This is a genomic window from Streptomyces caniscabiei (assembly GCF_014930365.1).
Classification (GTDB): Bacteria; Actinomycetota; Actinomycetes; order Streptomycetales; family Streptomycetaceae; genus Streptomyces; species Streptomyces caniscabiei.
The window spans coordinates 172,313-188,801 of the sequence record NZ_JABXWI010000006.1; the positions used below are offsets into that span (position 1 = coordinate 172,313).

General features: G+C 71.1%; 21 protein-coding genes. 1 reads left to right on the forward strand and 20 read right to left on the reverse strand.

The window, feature by feature from the left end; translation table 11 throughout:
• Nucleotide 1: 1 nt before the first annotated feature.
• From HW837_RS50055 to HW837_RS18305, 20 genes are all read right to left on the reverse strand, one after another.
• Nucleotides 2-460 carry a hypothetical protein gene (locus HW837_RS50055; protein ID WP_308057809.1) on the reverse strand — a complete coding sequence of 153 codons (459 nt, stop codon included), beginning with the start codon at nucleotides 458-460 and terminating at the stop codon, nucleotides 2-4.
• A 33-nt stretch (nucleotides 461-493) separates the two neighbouring features.
• Nucleotides 494-769, reverse strand: a complete 276-nt coding sequence (locus HW837_RS50060) for an SPDY domain-containing protein (RefSeq protein WP_013001066.1) — start codon at nucleotides 767-769, stop codon at nucleotides 494-496.
• Nucleotides 770-982: 213 nt separating this feature from the next.
• Nucleotides 983-1,723, reverse strand: coding sequence for a hypothetical protein (locus HW837_RS18225; RefSeq protein WP_225615457.1), 741 nt, complete (start codon nucleotides 1,721-1,723; stop codon nucleotides 983-985).
• Complete coding sequence (locus HW837_RS18230; RefSeq protein WP_060878361.1) at nucleotides 1,635-2,396, reverse strand: SPDY domain-containing protein; 762 nt, start codon at nucleotides 2,394-2,396, stop codon at nucleotides 1,635-1,637. Before HW837_RS18230 ends, HW837_RS18225 begins: the two co-directional genes overlap by 89 nt.
• The gene (locus HW837_RS18235) at nucleotides 2,387-2,743 is read right to left on the reverse strand and encodes a hypothetical protein (RefSeq protein ID WP_013001063.1); all 357 of its coding nucleotides are present in this window, start codon (nucleotides 2,741-2,743) and stop codon (nucleotides 2,387-2,389) included. The genes HW837_RS18230 and HW837_RS18235 overlap by 10 nt, the downstream gene beginning before the upstream one ends.
• Before the next feature lie 26 nt (nucleotides 2,744-2,769).
• Nucleotides 2,770-3,573, reverse strand: a complete 804-nt coding sequence (locus HW837_RS18240) for an SPDY domain-containing protein (protein WP_060883441.1) — start codon at nucleotides 3,571-3,573, stop codon at nucleotides 2,770-2,772.
• Nucleotides 3,570-3,953, reverse strand: a complete 384-nt coding sequence (locus HW837_RS18245) for a hypothetical protein (protein WP_037729850.1) — start codon at nucleotides 3,951-3,953, stop codon at nucleotides 3,570-3,572. Before HW837_RS18245 ends, HW837_RS18240 begins: the two co-directional genes overlap by 4 nt.
• A gap of 273 nt (nucleotides 3,954-4,226) precedes the next feature.
• Nucleotides 4,227-4,634, reverse strand: a complete 408-nt coding sequence (locus tag HW837_RS18250) for a hypothetical protein (RefSeq protein WP_013001060.1) — start codon at nucleotides 4,632-4,634, stop codon at nucleotides 4,227-4,229.
• 16 nt (nucleotides 4,635-4,650) lie between these two features.
• Nucleotides 4,651-5,298, reverse strand: a complete 648-nt coding sequence (locus tag HW837_RS18255) for a hypothetical protein (RefSeq protein WP_013001059.1) — start codon at nucleotides 5,296-5,298, stop codon at nucleotides 4,651-4,653.
• Nucleotides 5,295-6,053, reverse strand: a complete 759-nt coding sequence (locus tag HW837_RS18260) for a hypothetical protein (protein WP_037729849.1) — start codon at nucleotides 6,051-6,053, stop codon at nucleotides 5,295-5,297. Before HW837_RS18260 ends, HW837_RS18255 begins: the two co-directional genes overlap by 4 nt.
• A gap of 43 nt (nucleotides 6,054-6,096) precedes the next feature.
• Nucleotides 6,097-6,888 carry a hypothetical protein gene (locus HW837_RS49615; protein WP_234370162.1) on the reverse strand — a complete coding sequence of 264 codons (792 nt, stop codon included), beginning with the start codon at nucleotides 6,886-6,888 and terminating at the stop codon, nucleotides 6,097-6,099.
• Complete coding sequence (locus HW837_RS18270) at nucleotides 6,785-7,630, reverse strand: hypothetical protein (RefSeq protein WP_013001057.1); 846 nt, start codon at nucleotides 7,628-7,630, stop codon at nucleotides 6,785-6,787. Before HW837_RS18270 ends, HW837_RS49615 begins: the two co-directional genes overlap by 104 nt.
• Nucleotides 7,627-8,052, reverse strand: a complete 426-nt coding sequence (locus HW837_RS18275) for a hypothetical protein (RefSeq protein ID WP_060878359.1) — start codon at nucleotides 8,050-8,052, stop codon at nucleotides 7,627-7,629. Before HW837_RS18275 ends, HW837_RS18270 begins: the two co-directional genes overlap by 4 nt.
• Nucleotides 8,053-8,152: 100 nt before the next feature.
• Nucleotides 8,153-8,650, reverse strand: a complete 498-nt coding sequence (locus tag HW837_RS18280) for a hypothetical protein (RefSeq protein ID WP_173402879.1) — start codon at nucleotides 8,648-8,650, stop codon at nucleotides 8,153-8,155.
• Between the two features lie 193 nt (nucleotides 8,651-8,843).
• Nucleotides 8,844-10,643 (reverse strand): hypothetical protein, encoded by a 1,800-nt coding sequence (locus HW837_RS18285; RefSeq protein WP_013001054.1) that lies wholly within the window; start codon nucleotides 10,641-10,643, stop codon nucleotides 8,844-8,846.
• Nucleotides 10,640-11,782: an AAA family ATPase gene (locus HW837_RS18290; RefSeq protein ID WP_060878357.1), complete on the reverse strand. Its 1,143-nt coding sequence runs from the start codon at nucleotides 11,780-11,782 to the stop codon at nucleotides 10,640-10,642. The genes HW837_RS18285 and HW837_RS18290 overlap by 4 nt, the downstream gene beginning before the upstream one ends.
• 196 nt (nucleotides 11,783-11,978) lie before the next feature.
• Nucleotides 11,979-12,227 carry a hypothetical protein gene (locus HW837_RS18295; RefSeq protein ID WP_060878356.1) on the reverse strand — a complete coding sequence of 83 codons (249 nt, stop codon included), beginning with the start codon at nucleotides 12,225-12,227 and terminating at the stop codon, nucleotides 11,979-11,981.
• A 10-nt stretch (nucleotides 12,228-12,237) separates the two neighbouring features.
• Nucleotides 12,238-13,437, reverse strand: a complete 1,200-nt coding sequence (locus tag HW837_RS18300) for a hypothetical protein (protein WP_107307675.1) — start codon at nucleotides 13,435-13,437, stop codon at nucleotides 12,238-12,240.
• Nucleotides 13,434-13,886 (reverse strand): hypothetical protein, encoded by a 453-nt coding sequence (locus tag HW837_RS48685; protein WP_079088732.1) that lies wholly within the window; start codon nucleotides 13,884-13,886, stop codon nucleotides 13,434-13,436. Before HW837_RS48685 ends, HW837_RS18300 begins: the two co-directional genes overlap by 4 nt.
• Nucleotides 13,887-14,178: 292 nt before the next feature.
• Nucleotides 14,179-14,682: a hypothetical protein gene (locus tag HW837_RS18305; RefSeq protein ID WP_013001051.1), complete on the reverse strand. Its 504-nt coding sequence runs from the start codon at nucleotides 14,680-14,682 to the stop codon at nucleotides 14,179-14,181.
• A gap of 429 nt (nucleotides 14,683-15,111) precedes the next feature.
• Here HW837_RS18305 and HW837_RS18310 point away from each other — a divergent pair, with 429 nt between their 5' ends.
• A complete protein-coding gene (locus HW837_RS18310; RefSeq protein ID WP_060878355.1) occupies nucleotides 15,112-16,479 on the forward strand; it encodes a hypothetical protein in 1,368 nt (455 codons plus the stop codon).
• Nucleotides 16,480-16,489: the final 10 nt, after the last annotated feature.

Genomic DNA, 16,489 nt, shown 5'->3' on the forward strand with positions numbered 1-16,489 from the left:
GCTACGTGCTTCCGGGCGGGGACGTGGGGATCAGCGACTGCGGCCGTTCTTGACCGGCGCAGGCGCCGAGGGCATCGGTGTGGTCGGCGGGACGGTGCGCCGGGCAGCGAGGGTGTGGACGCGTTCTTCCAGCGCCCCGGCTACGAGTTCGGCGAGCACGTCTGTGGTCCGGCGGGTGACGACGTTTGGGTCGTGGGTCGGCCAACTGCGCACGGGGTTCGGCTCGGCTGGCGAGCTGGTGGACCTGCAAGACCGTCGACCACTGCACGCTAGGTAAAGGGCTAGTAATCGCGCTAGGTGGTGTCCTATGGGGAGAGCTAGCCGTCACGCCATGTAGCGCGCTAGCTACCCCGCTCCCCGCCCCCTGTTCGGACGTTTCCCCTCGGGTGTGCAACTCCGCCACGCCGGTGCGCGCGACGGGGGCCGGATCGGCGAGCGCGGCGGTGAACGCGGTGACCAGGCGTGTGGGAGCGTGCTCGCCGAAGCGGGCCTGTCACACGTTCTGATGCAGGCCGGCCGTGACGGTGACGAACCAGGCTCCCGGATCATCCAGCGTTCCCAGGCGCTCGACGTACGTCGCATTGTCGGGCGATATGAGGCCGCTCTCGCCGTACGGTGACCAACCGATCTGCCGCAGCGGTTCGTACGGGTCGCAGGGGGCGCTCGCTGTCGAGGCGGAGTCGGTGACGGCGGCGATGAGTTCGACGGGCGTGCGGGCGCCGAAGCTCGCGTACCAGGCGGGACGGTCCGGTTCCGCAGCGTGGCTCAACGTCCACCACTGTCCGTCGGGATCGGGTTCCAGGCGCAGGAGGGCCTTCTGGTCGGGGCTGGCGAGCAGGACGCGCGGCAGGAGGGGGTCGTTGCCATGACTTCAGCGGCAGGCACGGTAGAGAGGGATGGTGATCCAGGCCGGATCAGCGGCCGGCGAGGTGCCGCGGTGTGATGAAGTCGACCTCGACGGTCTCGGGAGCCGGGGGCATGCTCACTTCCGTGCCGCAGTCCGCCGGAGAGGTGCGGGGAGCGGTATGGGGGCCAGAGGCGAACGGGCCTTGCGGGCAGCGGAGTTGATCTCCCGGAGCGTCTTGCCGTGAGTGGCCCAGTCGTCGAGGTAGCTCCATGATTCGGCGTGATGCTCGGCGAGGGGGTCGTCGAAGTCGGCGGTGCCGGGCCTGGCGGTGGTGGGGAGGGCGTCTTGGGTGGCCAGCCACCGCTCGTGCAGTTCGTCGAGCCGGTCGAGGGCGTCGCGCAGGACGCCCAACTGGTAGACCCAGCGGCTCTGCACCGTGTTCTGCGGCAGTTGGGCCAGCTTTGTTTCGGCGGTGGCCAGCAGGTGACGGGCGCCGTAGCGGAGCGGCTCGAACGCTGTGAGGGTGTCGGCGTCGCGCTGGCTCGCGCGCATGCCGTAGGCGTGGTCGTCGTGGGGCCAGCCGTCGAGGTCGGTGTGCTCGTCGGTGTAGGCGTCCCAGGCGTCGAGGATCTTCTTGCTGTCGTTCAGATAGTCGTCGAGGTGCCGGAGGGAGTCGCGGTGTGCGTGGTGGTCGCTGGAGATGAGGTGGAGTCCTGTCGGTTCAGCGGCGAGCGGTCGGCTGGGCTGCGCCGACGTTCGCCGGGGCCGGGGCCGTCGCGGGTTTCGTCTACTGACGGCGGGTGGAGCGTGCCCGTGCGCGGAGGGAGTCGATACGGGTGGTGTGCGCGTCGACCACCTGCTGCGGGCGCAGCGCACTGGGCGTCTGCACGGCGCTGTAGTGGCCGGTGCGGTCATACATGCCGCGCTGGAGCGGGCTACGGTCGGTCAGTGCGGTGAGGAACGATCCGACCAGACGGGCGGGGGTGCGCTCGTCGAGGTAGGCGTGCCAGATGCTCGGGCCGCGGAACTTTCCGCGGTCGGGCTCACGGGTCTCGACGTGCCAGGACGGCCCGGCGCTGAATTCGCGCAACGAGCGCAGTTCGACGTGACACATGGAGTCCGGTGAATGCGCCGTGCCCTTCGAGGCGCGGTGCCAGCCCGCCACGGTCACCGGCTGCCACGGGTCCGCCTCCTGCGGCGGCGGAGCGATGAGGGCGTCCGTGAAGCCGGCGAGGACCTCGGCGGGCACGAGTTCGCCGAATTCGGCGTACCAGCCGGGCTCGGTGTCGGTGGGCTCCGCCCGCAGCCGCCACCATGCGGAGGTGGCGGACTGCGGGTCGAACTGGAGGCGGTGGCGCAGGTCGGGGCTGTGCAGGACGATCTCGGCACTCAGGGGGTCGGAGACGGCGCTCCATCCGGCGGCGGCCAGACCGTGGGTGACGTGGCGGGCGTCTCCGGGGCCGGCGAGGTGGCGGGGGCTGGTGTCGAACGGGATGCGCCCGGCGTGCTTGTTAGCGTACGCGGCGAGCTGCCGTTCGCTCAGCGGCACCGGCAGTACCCCGGCTCGCTCGTGCCGGCGCTGCCGTACAGGTCGCGGAGGTCGTCCAGGACGTAGTGGAGGGTGTGCTGGTCGGTCTGCTCCCACGCGGCCGTGCGCAACTCGGTGATCAGAAGGTCGATCTGCGCGGTGCGCGGGACGTCCGTGTGGTTGTGAAGGGCACGGGCGAGGGCGCGCAGCGTGTCGGCGAGTTGGACGGGCAGGCCCGTGTACTCGTCGAGGAGAGGCTCGACGAGGGCGAGGGCCTCCACGGGGTCGGGGTTCTCGCGCAGGTAGTCGGTGAGGTCCGACAGCGTTTCGGTCAGTGTGTGGATGGTGTCCGGGGTGAGTGCGGGCATCGGGCTCCTTGGGACGGGGCGTCGGGTCAGCGGCGGGTCCGGGCGCCGTCGGCCGGGGTGTAGGGACGGGCGGTAGTGCGTGGCCGGGTGCTTCGGGCGCTGCCCTGGGCCCAGGTGGCGGCGCGGGCGGCCGTGATCCGGGCCTGCTGCCACGCACCGAGCTGGGAGGGCTTGACGGAGACTGACCAGGTGCGGATCTGCGCGCTGTGCGGTACGCGTCCGCGCGGGCGCATCACGGGATCGGGGCTGGCGAGTTCGGTCGAGAAGGCTTGCATCAGGTGCATCGGGGTGTTGGGCGTGAAGTTGGCCGTCCACCCGTTGCCCTGCTTGTCCTTCGCTCCGGTCCACCACATCGCCGTGCCGTCGGGGCTGTGGTGGTATTGCATCCACGCGGTGCCGTCAGGGCTGGTCGCGGTGTAGTGCTCGCCCTCGAAACGCGTGTGCCAGTTCTGCTCCTCCAACGGTGCCCAGACGTTGGGCGCGTGGGCGGAGTGGGGGCGGGTGAGGGCGTCGGTCAGACCGGCGACGATCTCCACCGGGGTCTGCCGGCCCAGGTGCGCCGTCCACTCGCCCTTGGGGCCGTCCGCTCTGCCGTGAATGGTCCACCCGCCGGGAAGGACGTAGGGGTCGTAGGCGACACGGACGGTGCGGTCGGGGCTCCCCATGAGCAGGGGGCCGTTCGTCTTGGACTTGTCCCGCCATCCCGAGGCGCGCAGGAACGCCGCGACGTGGCGGACGTCGCCGCCGCCGGCGAGGGCCCGGGGCTGGACGAGGTAGTGCTGCTCGGCCTGTTCGCCCGGCCCCCAGCCCTGCCATTGCTTCTTCTTCACCGGTGCCGCCGGATGACGAGCGGTGCGGGTGCCGGGGGCTTCGCCGCACGGGTGGCGGGCTGGGTGCCGGCGTGCTTGAGGGTGTCCTTGTGCTCGTCCAGGTCGAGGGCGATGTCGTACAGCTCGTTCGAGGCGCGGCCCAGAGCGAGCCACACCTCTGCGGGGAGGAATCCCCGCTCGGCCTGGTCCTTGGCGAACACGCTGCCGGTGGCGACGAGTTGGGTGACACCGCCGAGGACTCCGGTCTCTGGGTCGAGAACGCGGGCGATGACCTGCGCGGCCTGGGCGGGGGGTAGTTGAGAGAGGTGATCGGAGAGCTGACCGAGCCGGCGGGTGATCTCGTCGGCCAGTTTCATCGGATGGGGGGCGGGGTGGGACATGCTCCTCCGGGTCAGGGGGACGGTCAGTGGTGGTGGCGGTGGCCGACGCGCAGTGTCTCGGCGAGGACGGTTTCCGGGCGGGTGCTGGCCAGCAGGGAGACGCGGTCCGGGCCGAGCGGTGTGCAGGCGCGCAGGTAGCGGCGGAACAGCGCGGTCGCGAGTCGGGGTTTGAGCCGGTGGCTGATCGGCGGGGGTGTGCGGGCTGCTACGGGTTTCTCCGGGATTGAGTGGTGCGGTGGGCGGCCCCGGAGTGCCGGGGCCGCCCGGGCGGTCTTACGGGGTGCGCCGGGCCGGTGCGGGGTGCGAGGGAGAGCTGCCCGGTGGCGGATGCTGCGTGGAGGGACGGGCGGCACGGGTGCGGGCCTTGTGCACGGCTTGCCGGTAGGCGGCTTCGTCGAAGACGCCGGGCGTGCAGTTGACCTCGTATCCGGCCAGGAGCAGGGCGGGGATGGCGCGGGTCGCCAGGCGCTTCTGCTCGGCGGCATCGAGGTGTTCGGGCACGGTGTGCCAGATGTAGAGCGGCACGCCTGTGGGGTATTCGTGGCGTTCGAGGCCGAGCTGTTCCAGCAGGTCGTGGAGCTGGGCGGGGGCGCCGGTGGGGGTGTCGGCGTGGATGGTGGTCGTCAGGGCCTTGATGTAGATCTCGACGTCCGTGCCGTATTCGTCGGCCAGGTTGGCCATGTCTGTCTCTCCGGGGTCACCGGTGGCGGGAGGCCGAGGGCTGGGCGGTGCTCGGCGGCGGTGTGGGGGCCGCCGGTTGCGAAACCCGGGCGGCGTGGTTGCGGGCGCGGAGGATCACGTGCGCGGCCTGGCTCAGGGAGCTGGCGGTGTCCCCGAGCCGTGCGAGGGGTTCGGGTTCCTCGCCGGGGGAAGTCCCCAGGAGGTCACTGGTGGCGATCCAGGCCCGGACGACCACTTCCCTGGTGAGGGGCAGCAGCCCGTTGACCGGGGCGGCGATCTCGGTCAGCACCTCGGCCGCCTCACTGCTGGTCTTGGCCGCAGAGGCCCGCTCCGCGAGATGGGCGAGGTAGCGCAGGGCCCCGTCACGTTCGCCGTCCGGTGTGGCCAGCATGTTCAGGGCGGGGTCGAGGTGGACGCTGTGACCGGCGGCGAGCAGGGCGTGCGAGGCGGTGGCCGCCTTCAGCCGCTGCTGCTCGACGGGTAGGCCGTGGGGAAGCCGGTGGTAATCACCGCGCGGTCCGGCAGCGGAGAGGAAGCCGCCGGTTCGCTGGAGGATGTCCGCCGCCTTCTCGGTGCCGCCGATGGCGACGACCAGGCTGCTGCGGGGATCCTTGGTGATGGTGATGTACTCCAGCACCCAGAACTCGGGCTCCGTCTGCTTCATCGAGCCCTGGTGGACGGCGCACGACTGCCGGCCGGAGAGGCTGGCATGGAGGCTGGGGCGGAGGTGGGCGCGGTCCGGCCTGCGGGGTGCTGGAGGGCGGTGCCGACGCCGAGCGCGTCCAGCTGCGGGCCGATCTCGCGCAGGGCGCGCGCCTGCGCCCTGGTGTCGTCACCGCTGAGGCGGTAGATGCCGCTCTGCGGGTCCTGGACGAAGCCGTGGGCGACGAGGATCACGCCGGCACGGTCGTCGACGGGTGCGGTGGCGACGCTGCCGTCGGGCTGCCAGGTCAGGACGACCCGGTCCGGCTGGGAGGGCTGGATGCCGCCCAGGGCGTTGTGCCGGACCTGGGCGAGCGCGCTGTCGTAGCGGGCGAGCAGGTCGCCGGCGACCTGCTCGGCGCCCAGGAACGGATCGTCGGCCAGGGCGATGCCGTTGGGCTCGGGGACGGCGCGGTACGCCTCGTCGGGCAGGGCGCGAGGGGCGATGGCGGCGATGAGGAAGCCGTCGCGTGCGTCGTGCCGGTCCAGCAGGACGAGCTGGGCGCCGTCGGGGCGGCTCAGGACGGCTGCCTGATGAAGCGGGCGCTCGGCGAGGGACGCGGCGACCAGGTCCAGGTCCCAGATGCGGTCGGCCAGTTCGGCGAGGTCGTCCTTGGCCTCCGGCGGGAGGTGAGTGCTGGTCCAGGTGTCGGGGAGTTCGCCGATGAGGACGTCGGCGTACGAGGCGAGGCGCTCGGAGGTGTCGTGGTTGTGCATGGTGTCCTTGGGCGAGGTGGGGGTCAGCGGCGCAGTCCGTCGGCTACCGGTGGCGGAGGGGCCGGGAGCGTGCGCGGCGGGGGGCGGGCAGGCGCACACGGCGGAGCGTTCGCGTTCGGTGGTGGGAACCTCCCCGGTGCAGGTGCTGCGGCCGGGGTGCGGGGTGCGCCGGTCGGCGAGGGCGGTGCGGGCGTGGGCGAGGTCGGTGCGGATGATGTGGAGGTGCTCGTGGGCGAGGTAGCGCAGTCGCCGGGCGGTGTAGGGGTCGGCAGCCTGGCCGACCGTCGTGGAAGTCGGCGGTGGCGGTGAGCACTTCCTCCGGTGCGGCGAGGATGCCGTCGTGGGCGGCGGTCAGCTCGGTCAGCGCGTCGGCCGCCTCGTCCGTGGTGGTGGCGTTACGAAGGCGCTCGGCGAGGTGGGCGACGGAGAAGCCCAGCGGCAGGTAACTGGTCGGCTGGGCGTCAGTGTCGAAGTCCGGGGCGCAGTCGACGTGGTATCCGGCTGTCCGGAGGCGGGCGACGGCGTCGGTGGCGAGACGGGACTCGTCGTCTTCGGTGAGGCCGGTGGGGGCGCGGTGGTAGGTCTCGTGGAGGCGGACGACGGCTATGAAACCCGCGCGCTGGAGGATGCTGTGTGCCTCGGAGTCCCGGCCGCGTGCGAGGAGTTCGTCGGAGTGCGGGTCGCGGCGGATGTCCAGGAATCGGTCGGTACGGGGCGAGGAGACGTTTCTTCTACGACGATCGGTGGGCGGTGTGCCGGGCGGCGGGCGGTACGGCGGCGGCCCGAGGCTGGACCAGACGCGCGGCGGCGCTGTCCAGGTCCTGCTGGATGGCATGGAGGCGGCGGGCGATCAGCTCCAGGCGGTGCGCCGTGTCGGTGCCGACCGCGCCGGGCTGGCGGGTGATCCGGTGCGCGGTGTGCTCGACGAGTCCGCGGACCGTGGCCAGCGGACCGACCTGCTCGTCGGCGAGCTGGGTGAGGACGCTCGCGAGCTGGGCCGACGCTGTGGGCGCCGTGCGGATTGCGGGCCGCGCCGTGGGGCCGGAGCGGAGGGGGATCAGGTGGAAGTCCTGCTCGATGCGGCGTGCCTCGTCCGCAAGGCGCCGCAGGATGTCGGCGGGCGGAGCGTGCCATGCCCCGTCGAGGTGGATCAGGTTGGCGATCACATCGATGCGTCCGGACCGGGCCTGAACGGCAATCCACCGGCAGCCGTCCTCCTTGCCGGGAATCTCGATGCCGGCAACGCGGGCGAGCCGGTGGGCGATTTCAGCCCACTCGGGTCCGGTCAGCTCCCGGTCGTCCGAATGAAGCCGGACGTCGATGCGGAGGATCGGCCTTCGGTCGTCGTCCGGGCTGACCGCGAACGGATGCTCCAGGTACGGATCTTCGAGGTGCTCGGCCCACTGGACGGAAGTCCAGGTCCTCTGCTCGTCGTCCGGGGCGAAGTAATCCAGTCCCGGCCAGTGAGCGACGACCGTGTACTCCGGCAGGCCCTCATTCGGCGAGATGGGCCGCCCCAGCGCCTCGGCGAGCGGGTCGTGCGGCGTGTGGGTGCGCTCGTTGAGGTGGGGGATCATCGGCCGCTCCGGATGTCGGCGATGTGCACGAGTTGGTTGAGGGCGGTGGTGGTGTACCAGCCGCAGTCGATCTGCTCGTCACGGCCCGCACACCGCGGCAGGAGCGCGTCTTCCATGGCCCGCAGGTAGATCAGGCAGTCCGGGCAGCGGCGCGAGAGGTGCACGAGGTAGCGGGGGTGGCCGGTGACGTAGGTCTGGGCTCCGCCGGTCGCATCACGCAGCCGCCAGCCGTCCTCGTCGGTCGGGGTGTGCCAGGACGGGGCGACGACGCGCATCGCGTCGCCCCACAGTTCCCCGCTGGCCACCCCTTTCAGGACGACGACGGTGTCGCCAGCTTGGAAGTGCTGGTGCGTGATGTCCCGGGCGGGGGTGAGCGGGTCGGGCGTCGGCGCGAACGCCGAAGTGGGCGGGGGCTGGGACATGAGTTCCTTCCACGCAATCGGTGGCGGCGGTGGGAGGAACAATGGTCCGGAGGAACGCCGGTTTGGCTAACCGGCGTTTCCCGGCTATGTTCCCCTGCCGTCAGCGGAACGGGTTCTCCGTACCGCGGTCGTTCTCGCTTGCAGCGTTGAGGAGTTCGAGCAGGTCAGTGCCTTCGGCGTCGCGCTGGTCGATCCACCATCCGGCGGCGGTGATGGAGCGTGCCTTCTCCTCCAACTCCGCCCAGTCCGCCTCGTCCCAGGTCCCTTCCACGACCAGCTCGGTGTGTGCGGCCGTCATCAGCTGGTGGCGGGAGCGCTCGCCCCACTCCAGGGCCTTGGCCCAGCCTTCCAGCGGCGGCATGTCGAACTGCTTCGCCCACGCGACGGCAGCCTCCTGCTCGGCGGCGCGCTTGGCCGCGAGCCACTCTTCCTTGGATTCGGTGTCGGCGTCGCGGGCGGCCTTCCAGCAGTCGGTGCAGTCACGCTCGGCGAGCCAGCGGGCGAATCCGGCGCGCCGGTCGGCAGGTCGGTCGGACAGGTTGTGTGCCACTTCGTGTCCACAGCTGTGGACAATTTTCCAGGTCGTGCGGACAGCCATATTCGGGGTGATCTCCTTGCGGTGGCGGGCAGTTCAGGGGCTAAGGGCGGGTCTGTGCGGTCGAGCAGACAGATGGTGGTGGCCTGCGTCGTCGCGGAGGGTCGTGCATCAGATGCACGGTTCATGCGGCGGACGGAGGTGGTCTGGAGTGCTTGGCGGTGGTCTCGGGGACGCTTCCGCCTTCTGCGTCGTCTCAGCGTGTCCTGCGGATGGCGTCTGTGGCCGCTGTGGCGATGGCGGCGGGAGCGCTGGAGGGCTGTGGCAGGTGCAGCAAGGTGGTCCCCGGCAAGTGGTGGGACTTCGCGGTGAGGGTGAGCTGGAGTACGGCGCAGCCGGCGGTCGTGAGCTGCTTGACGCGGGTGACGGCAGAAGCGGTTTCGTCGCTGCGGTAGCGGGCGTCGGTGACGATCACGAGGAGGCGGCCGGCGCCGGGGCGGCTGAGTTCGAGGCCGTGGTCGAGTGCGTCGATGGCGTCGCCGAGGTTGTGGTGGCCGCCGGTGGCGTCGAACGTCGTCACGCGCTCTGGTGCTCGGTGGGTGGGCCGGATCAGTGCGGTCAGGTGCCTGTCGTAGGCGATGGTGGCGGTGAGGGAGTCGGGGTCGGTCAGGGCTGCTGCGCGTGCCACGATCCAGGCAGCGGACGCGACGGGCGCGCAGGCGGCACGCATGGAGCCGGAGACGTCGACGGCGATACCCACACGCAGCGGTGGGGTGGGGGTGTTCCGGCGGCGGGTGTGGGTGAACGGTTGTGCGGTGGGGACCGACCCGGCCGCGCGCTGAGCGTCGCGGGCGAGGGCCGCGCGCATGTTGAGGCGGCCGGGCGGGGTGGGGCTGGTGGCCTGTTCCTCGGTCCGCTCGCGGTAGGCGGCGGCACGCAGGGCGCGGCTCAGGCGCGCGGCGGCACGCTGCTCGGCGGCGCTGGGCCTGCGGGTGCCGGTGACCGGGTTGCCGGAGGGCGCCGGTGTGCCGTCGGGGGTGACGGTGGTGCCACGGGCGTTGAAGACCGACTTGGCGGTGGCGGCGGCTTTGCGTCGCCGGCCGGCCCGCTGGGCGCGGTCCTGAGCCTGCGCCTTGGACTGCGCGGCCATGGCGTTGGCCGCTGCGGCCTGTGCCGCGAGGTCGGCGGCGTCGGTGGCTGCCGCGTGGTCCATGACGACCCCCACGGCGCCGGACAGCAGATCGGTGAGGTTCTCCGGCACGGGCAGCGCGGGGGCCGCGGTGTCCAGAGCGTCGCACCATTCTTGACCGTGCGCGAGCATGGTCGTGGCGTCGTGGTCGGCGCACCGGTGGGCTGCGGTCCAGATGCGGGTGAGGGTGGCCAGAAGATTTGCGCCCAGCACCTTTTCGCACAGATCGGCGACGGCCCGGGTCTCGCCGGCGTCCAGGATGCCGACGTCACGGCGGCCCAGGACCAGGGCCGCCACACCGGCGGCGTGCTCGATGCCCTGGAGGGTGGGGTGGGCGATGTCGGGCATGACCAGGGTTCGGGCACTGGTGCGCAGGTACGTGCGGTCCGTGGGCCGCGTGATCAGGTGTGCGCCTTCGACGCGGCTCTCCTCCAGCAGGAGCGCGGCCTCGACGACACGGGGGCTCGCTCCGGCAGGCGCCGTCCAGACGGAGTGGGCCGCGTGCGCGGCCTCGTGGACGAACACTCCCCAGGCGGCGGGATACCGCTCCTCGTCGCCCACGATCCGCGGATGGATCTCGTGGGGCTTGAGCGGGGCGAACAGGCCGGCGTCGAACTCGACCTCGCCCAGAGTGGGGAAGAACGCGGCCGGTGCGCCGCTGCGCGTGCCGGGGCGGCAGGTGACGAGGAGGTCCTGGCGGCCGGAGAGGTCGACCAGCCGGTCGCCGAGTTCGGCTCCCACCCGCAGCCACGCGGCCGGGGAGGAACGGGGCTTTGCGGGCGGGGCGCCGTCGTCGTCCCAGCGCGCGAGGGCGGCGTCGTCGTCCCGGGTGGTGGCGGGGGACTGGACGTGGTGGTGGGCGCTCATCGCGAGCGGCCCCGGTGTGCGGAGCCGGTGCTGACCGGGGGCTGCCGGGCGGCCGAGGCGGGGAGCTGCTTGCCGAGGGTGAGGGGCGCGATCTTCTTGACGCCGACAGCCTTCATGACGGCGTCGGCGACGGCGTCGCGATCCTCCACAGGAGCGATGCCGACCAGGTTCGCGAGCGCGGCCTTGGTGCCGAGGACGGCCTCGGTCTTCTGGTAGCTGAGCAGTTCCCGCAGTTGCGGGGCCCAGCCCAGCTCGCCGAGTTCGACCTGACGGGCGAGGTTCCGGGCGACCCGGACCACCCGGGCATCGATCCTCAAGGCCAGGGCGAGGTCATAGTCCGTGCCGATCTGGATCTGCACGCTGAACCGGGACGCGAGCGCCTCCGTCAGCACCGCGCCGTGTACGCCCGGATTGTGGCCCGCCACCACGTAGAAGCCCGGCTCGGCCTTGATGGTCTCGCCCTTGTGGGCCTTGACCTGGATCTGCCTGCGCCCGTCCATCGCGGGATACAGCGCCGCCAGGACTTTCGGCGAGATCAGGGTGGCATCGTCGATCAGCAGGGCACGGCCCTCGGTCATCGCGGTGACCAGCGGACCGTACTGGAAAACGTAACCCCCGCCGTCGGCCTGCGTGTACTCGCCGATCAAGTCGCCGACCGTGGTGTCGCCGTCGCCGGCGACGGTGAGCAGGTCCGGGAACGCCGCCTCCACCAGCGATGTCTTGCCGGTGCCCGGAGGGCCGTAGAGCAGCACCGGCACGTCGGCGTCGCGCAAGCGATTCAACGCCTCGACGTCGGGCAGATCGGCCAGCTCACGGGGGTGGTAGAGCTGACCCCCCGCGCGGCGGATCGGGCCGGTCTGCTTCGGAGTGGCTGCTGCGGTAATGGTCGTGCGGGCGGTGGTCGTCTGGGTGCGGGGAGCGTGGGTGCCCGGTGGGCTGATCACAGCGGTCTGCGCGGCTGCGGCGGTCTTCGCGTTCGCGCGGAACTCCGGTTGTCCGGTTCCGCCTTGGTCGGCCTCGCCGCGTCGCACCAGAGTGAGGGCGGCGTTGCGGACGGCGCCGTGGGAATGGCCCAGCTGCCTGGCCATGTCCCCGATGGTGAGTGCGTCCGCCGGACGGTCGGCCAGCAGCCGGGCCACCTTGGCCCGCAGTTCGCCACCCTTGGTGCGCGCTGGACTGGTAGGCGTTCCGGGTGTGGTCAAAAATGAGGCCCCTTCAACAGGTGCGGGTGCGGGCGGGGTTGGCGATGCGCTGGAGAGGCCGGCCGTTCTCGGAGCGGATCACGGACTGTGCTGACATCGGCGACCGGGCCGACCGGGGGCGTAGCGTCGGCGCTCACCGGCCGACCGAGGGCTCGGTCCAGGTGCAGGAGATGGCTGGCGACGAGCAGCTCGCCGGCTGCCGAGCAGGCCCGTGCGTCCGCTCCGTACCGGGTTCCGTCGCTCGGCAGGCGCAGCCTGGCGTCTCTTCGAAGCCGTCCTGGAGCAGGATCCGCCGGGCGGCGGCGTTGTAGCCGGTGGTGGTGATCTCGCCGGTGATGGTGTGCCGGATCGGCGTGAACGGCTCTGCTGGTGCTTCGGGCAAGGCGGATCTCCTATCGGTGGCGGGCTGGCGGGCTGGCGTGCTGGTGCGGGGCGGCGGAGTGGGGGGGTGTGGTGTCCATGGCGGGGCGCGGGCGGATGCGCAGCACGGGGGTGCGGTGCGGAGGCAGGACGGCGACGGTCGCGCCGAGGTCCTCGGCAGCCTCTTCGACTTCGCGGGTGAGGAACTCGATCTGCCGGCCCAGCGCCGCAAGGCGGGCGGCGATCTGGCGGCCTTGCACGCTCTCCAGCGCGCCGGCGAACTGGCCACTCGTTTCGAGGAGTTCCCGGAGACGGACCATCGGCCCCGAGATGTAGCCGCGCTGGACGGCGCCGAGGAGAGCTTCGGAGGCGTCCCCCGCGGCCTGGCCTTCGACCACGTCGCGGATGAGTTCCTGCAGCGACACCTCCGGGGCGGGCGCCGGGCGGTTGAACCGGGAGACGTCCGCGCGCAGCACACCGGGCGGGACCGGGGCAGGCAGTGCTTTCCCTGCCTCGCATTCGTGGGCGTAGTGCCCGATCACCTGCCAGCCCGGTGCGTCCGGGTCACCTCGTAGCGCGACCAGCGTCGAGTCGTCGTTCTCGACGAGGTGGGCGAGGGGGATCGGCTGCCCGTCGGCGGCGTACCACGACTCGGTCCGCTCTAGCTCGCCTCGCTGCTGAGCGGCCTGGGCCATCTCCGTCCACATCTGCTGTTCCTCGTCGGTCAGCGGGGCCTTGTGGCGGTGGTGCTTGTGCTGGTCGGCAAGGTTGCTGGCGATGGAGCTGTGTTCGGCCCAGGCGGTGAGGTGTGGCCACAGGGCCGAATGCCGCGCGAGTTCGGCCGGGGAGCCGGGGATATCCGGCTGGTCGAGGGCCCGGCGGATCTCGGCGGCGGAGGCGGCCAGGGCGTCCAGCACGGCCCGCCACCCGGCCAGGTGCCGGGCCGGTGGCAGTTCGTCGAGCGCACGCCGGGCGGCATCGAGCAGAGCATCGGCGTGCGGGGCGAGATGGGTGGTGTACGCCTCCACCGCAGCCCTGTTGCGTCGGACTCGCGCGGCTGCCGCAGCGTCTGCGTGGACGGTGCGACCGTAGCGGTCGCATGTCATGTCGAGCGCGGCCTCGCTTTCGCGGTCGATGACCGCCATCCGCAGCCGGAAGTTGCGTGCACTGTCCGTGAGTTCCGGTGTCACCGGGACGGAGCCCTCTGGGGTCGGATTGCTCGCGGGCGTCATCGGGACCGTCCGCTGCCCGAGGCCGTCAGGTGGACGGTCGGTGCGTAGGTGGGCTTCGGTGGGATCGGTCGGGCCGAGGGCGGGGAAGTGGTGGGCGGTGTGGCGCGCTGCGTCGTTCGGCCGGCTGCTGCTTGGGCGAGACGGCTGCGGCGCTCCTGGAGCCCGTTCGGCCGGTCCGGGCGTGGTGGGTCGGCGGAGAGGGACGGGTCGGGGTGAATGTCGGCCTGCACGCTGTAGCCGAGGCTGCGCAGGTCGTGGACGGCTTGGCGGGTACGGCGCAGCCCATCGCGTTCCGGCTCGGTGAGCCGGTACAGGCCCGGCGAAAAGGGGACGGGCTCGAACTGCTCGCGGACGAGGAACCACTCGGCCAGGTGAGGGGTGAAGCTCGGTGCGGCGGTGGCGACGAAACCGTGTTCGGGATGGGCACGGAAGCGGAAGTGGTCGGACAGAGAAGGATTCCTTCTTTCTGCTGGTCAGCGGCGAGGGGACGGCGGACGGGTCGTGGTACGCCGGGCTGGTCTCAAGGGGGCGGTCCGCCGGGGGAGGGCTGGGCGAACGTCGGGGCTGGGCATGCTGTCGCTTCCGTCGTCCCGTTTGGTGAAGGCCGGCCTAGTCCAAGGCGGTGTTGGCCCACTGGTGCTGCTCGCCGTGGGCGATGGCGGCCAGGGCGGCGGCGCGGCTGTAGGCGAGCTGGATCTCGGCAAGAGGGTTCGGCAGCGTCCCGTGGTCTGCGGGTGTCGTTCAGCGGCGGTTCGGCTGCCGTGACTGGGCGGCGGGAGCTGGCTGGGTCCGTGGGCTGGTCGTGCGCGGTGTGGACGGCCCAGGCGGTGCCGGGGTGGAGGTCGGGCGCAGGGCAGCGGCGGTGTGGTGCAGGCGTGCGCGGGCCGCGACGTACTTCTCGGCCGTCATGATCCGCAGGACGTCGGGGTCGTTGCGCAGAGGCGAGTGGGTGAGATCCTCCACGGCCTCGCGCTGGAAGCCGGTCGTGGCGTAGGTCAGGGCTCCGGCGACGGCCCGGGCGAGCTGGACCAGGGTGACGCGTTCGGGCGGGTAGACCGTCTGCGGTGTGGTGAACCGTTCCTGCGCGTGTTCGATGGTGTGCTGCAGATGGTGGGCCAGCACGCCGATGTCGTCGGTGAGCGTGACCAGGTCGACGGCGTCGGGGCTGGTGGGGAATGAGGCGGCCAGTTCCTCCAGGCGCCTGGCTAGATGGTCGAATGTGGCCGGAGTGACGGAGGAAGACATCAGATCACCCCGGCCGCAGCGCTCGTCTTGTAGGTTCCGCTTTTCCGTGAGCATCCGCCGTCCAGCCACCTGGGGCGTTGACTGTGGTGAGCATTCTTGGCCGTGGGGCTGGTCGCCCGATCATGAGCACTCGCCTCTGCGATCGATGCTTGGGTGGCGGCGGTGGATAACGGGCATTGCCCTTTGCGGGCAGGCTCGTGGCCGTGGGTGGGGAGGGATTGGGCTGCTCCTTCGAGGGTCGGCTTCGCTGGCCGTGCGCGTGCCGGGGCCGCTGAGACTTGCGGCTGGAGGGGAGCTTCAAGTGTCGTGACGATCGCCGGTTGGGGTAACCGGCGATCGTCGGCTATGTTGCGCCGTGATCGAGGCCCAGGCTTCTCGTAGGCGGATGGTTCAATCCCGCCTGGCGGTCATGAATGGGAGAATCGTTCCATGCCGGATCTCTTGCCTTCAGACGACTCGGACGCCGGGACCTCCGCTCTCGACACCAGCGTCATCCCGCTCGGTGAGCGCGCCCTACGGGGCGTTCTTGAGCACGTAGTCGCTGTCGGCGACGAGGCCGAGGCGACCTACCTCGAGGTCAAGAGCTCACTCGACATGAACAGCAAGGCGACCGCGGCCAAGATCGCAAAGTTCCTCCTGGGCGCAGCGAACCGGCGTCCGGGGGAGGCGGCCCGACACTTCCACGGCTACGCGGTCCTGGTCATCGGCGTACAGAAGAACAGCGCTCCCGGAGTACCGCGCGGAACCGAGGCCCACGAGCTCGAGGACCGGCTCCGCCCCTACCTCGGGCCCCTGTTCCCGGCGTTCGAGTTCGGTCGGATTGGCATCGACTCCGACCACGAGGTCCTGTTCGTCATCGCCCAGCCGCCGGAGGATGGCCAGACGATCTTCCCGTGTCACAAGAGCTATCAGGGTGAGGACCGCCGCGACAACATCGAGGACGGCGCGATCTACGTGCGAGGCGCCAGCAACACGCGGCCCGCACGCTCCGGAGAGGTCCTCGCCCTCGTCGAGCGCGTCCGCCGGGGCGGGAAGCCACCGATTGACCTCGAGGTGCAACTGCTCGGCCCCATCTGCAGGGTCGACCGCGTGGACGAGATCCTGGAGAGCCTGCGCCGCTACGAAGAAGAGCAGTTCACCAAGCAGCCGACACCGGCTGAAGACATTATCGCCTCGACGCCGTTCAAATTGCCGTCGAGCGTCTTCGGCAGCCCGAAGCCGCTGTCGACGGAGGACCGGGAACAGGCGCTCGCCGCATGGCAGAGCAAGAAGGCCGAGCACATCGCCAAGGGTCGGGAGCACCTCCTAGGCGTCGGGATGCCGGGTGCCGGTGTCCAGGTGGTCAGTCGCGATCGTTTCGTGGCCAAGCCGCACCTGATGCTGACGTTCCATAACTGCGAGGTGCTGGATTACCTAGACCCGGACGACGCAGACTTCGAGAAAGCCGTCGAACCAGTGCTGGGGCCGCACGAGCCGTTCCTGCCGAGCTTCGACCACTCGGCTATCCAACCCCTCCCACGGGGCTATCCCGTGACCTGGAGCACCCATGGCGAGGACGCCGTAGTTGTGCTCACTCCGGAGTCGTTCCGTCCGAACGTGCCTTGGACGAGCGACCAAGACGACTACGTCATCATCGCGAAGGATCGTCATGCCAGTTCGGTGGAGGTCTCGTGGGAACTTACCGAGGACGGCAACGACGCGGTGACCAGCGGTGAGTTCCGGGTGCCCACCGAGCCCCTCGTCGACGCGGCCGACCTGTTCAAGTCGGTCTTCCTCAGTACGGACGAAGACCTCTGATAATGATCTT

Coding starts and splice junctions, on each gene's coding strand:
- HW837_RS18245 (WP_037729850.1), bottom strand. CDS start 3,953: ATGTCCCACCCCGCCCCCCATCCGATGAAACTGGCCGACGAGATCACC.
- HW837_RS18280 (WP_173402879.1), bottom strand. CDS start 8,650: ATGGCTGTCCGCACGACCTGGAAAATTGTCCACAGCTGTGGACACGAA.
- HW837_RS18250 (WP_013001060.1), bottom strand. CDS start 4,634: ATGGCCAACCTGGCCGACGAATACGGCACGGACGTCGAGATCTACATC.
- HW837_RS18275 (WP_060878359.1), bottom strand. CDS start 8,052: ATGTCCCAGCCCCCGCCCACTTCGGCGTTCGCGCCGACGCCCGACCCG.
- HW837_RS18255 (WP_013001059.1), bottom strand. CDS start 5,298: ATGAAGCAGACGGAGCCCGAGTTCTGGGTGCTGGAGTACATCACCATC.
- HW837_RS18285 (WP_013001054.1), bottom strand. CDS start 10,643: ATGAGCGCCCACCACCACGTCCAGTCCCCCGCCACCACCCGGGACGAC.
- HW837_RS18305 (WP_013001051.1), bottom strand. CDS start 14,682: ATGTCTTCCTCCGTCACTCCGGCCACATTCGACCATCTAGCCAGGCGC.
- HW837_RS18310 (WP_060878355.1), top strand. CDS start 15,112: ATGCCGGATCTCTTGCCTTCAGACGACTCGGACGCCGGGACCTCCGCT.
- HW837_RS18300 (WP_107307675.1), bottom strand. CDS start 13,437: ATGACGCCCGCGAGCAATCCGACCCCAGAGGGCTCCGTCCCGGTGACA.
- HW837_RS18260 (WP_037729849.1), bottom strand. CDS start 6,053: ATGCACAACCACGACACCTCCGAGCGCCTCGCCTCGTACGCCGACGTC.
- HW837_RS18235 (WP_013001063.1), bottom strand. CDS start 2,743: ATGCCCGCACTCACCCCGGACACCATCCACACACTGACCGAAACGCTG.
- HW837_RS18270 (WP_013001057.1), bottom strand. CDS start 7,630: ATGATCCCCCACCTCAACGAGCGCACCCACACGCCGCACGACCCGCTC.
- HW837_RS49615 (WP_234370162.1), bottom strand. CDS start 6,888: ATGCCATCCAGCAGGACCTGGACAGCGCCGCCGCGCGTCTGGTCCAGC.